We start from the raw sequence: 245 nt of genomic DNA, 5'->3' as shown, positions 1-245 counted from the left end.
CGAAGCCGCCACCGACCGTCTGATTCCCGCCGACGCCGAAGGCCCCGGCGCGCTGCAAGCCGGCGTGCCCGAATTCATCGACCGGCAGATGGACACGCCCTACGCGCACGGCGCGCTCTGGTACATGCAGGGGCCGTTCCAGCAAGGCGTGCCCGAACTCGGCTACCAGTTGAAGCTCGTGCCGCGCGAGATCTACCGGCTCGGCATCAAGGCCGTGAACGCGTACTGCACGAAGGCCTACGGCA

1 protein-coding gene is annotated in these 245 nt (G+C 68.2%); it reads left to right on the top strand.

Going from position 1 to position 245, the window contains the following annotated elements; all coding sequences use genetic code 11:
* The coding region (locus ACOJB8_RS41320) for a gluconate 2-dehydrogenase subunit 3 family protein (RefSeq protein ID WP_475018033.1) at positions 1–245 on the top strand (245 nt) is incomplete at both ends.

Source organism: Paraburkholderia sp. BR10141 (assembly GCF_056155635.1).
This window is presented reverse-complemented; position numbering and strand designations above follow the sequence as displayed.